Here is an 814-nt window from a genome sequence, read left to right on the forward strand (position 1 = left end):
GGCTGGCATCCGCCGCAACTTCATGCCCTACCTCAAATTCGGCAGCGGTCCGAACGACGCCATCATGGTCAACAACGCCGACTGGCTGATGGAGATCAACTACGTCAATTTCCTGCGCGATGTCGGCCGTCACTTTTCCGTCAACCGCATGCTGGCGTTCGATTCCGTCAAGCTGCGGCTCGATCGCGAGCAGTCGCTGTCGTTCCTCGAATTCAACTACATGATCCTGCAGGCCTATGATTTCGTCGAACTCTACAAGCGTCTCGGCTGCCGCCTGCAGATGGGCGGCTCCGACCAATGGGGCAACATCATCAACGGTATCGATCTCGGCCGCCGCATGGAGGACGCGCAGCTCTATGCGCTGACCACGCCGCTGCTCACCACCTCGTCGGGCGCCAAGATGGGCAAGTCGGCTTCGGGCGCGGTCTGGCTCGATGCGGAGATGCTGAGCCCCTACGAATTCTGGCAGTACTGGCGCAACACCGAGGATGCCGACGTCGCGCGCTTCCTGAAGCTCTACACGACGCTGCCGCTGGACGAGGTGGCGCGACTCGAACGGCTCGGCGGATCCGAGATCAATGAGGCCAAGAAGATCCTCGCCACCGAGATCACCGCCCTGCTGCATGGCCGTGCAGCCGCCGAGCAAGCCAGCGATACGGCGCGCAAGACGTTCGAGGAAGGCGCGCTCGCGGAGTCGCTGCCGACCGTCGAGGTCGACAAAACGGCGCTTGAAACCGGCGTCGGTATCCTGTCGCTGCTGGTCACCGCCGGACTGGCGGCGTCGAACGGCGAAGCGCGGCGGCATGTGCAGGGC

General features: G+C 63.5%; 1 protein-coding gene. It reads left to right on the forward strand.

What is annotated here, in order from left to right; all coding sequences use genetic code 11:
- Positions 1–814, forward strand: an 814-nt coding sequence (gene tyrS, locus EN984_RS36370) for a tyrosine--tRNA ligase (protein ID WP_127384442.1), incomplete at both ends; no start/stop codon positions are given.

This window comes from Mesorhizobium sp. M7A.F.Ca.CA.004.12.1.1, assembly GCF_003997835.1.
Lineage (GTDB): Bacteria > Pseudomonadota > Alphaproteobacteria > Rhizobiales > Rhizobiaceae > Mesorhizobium.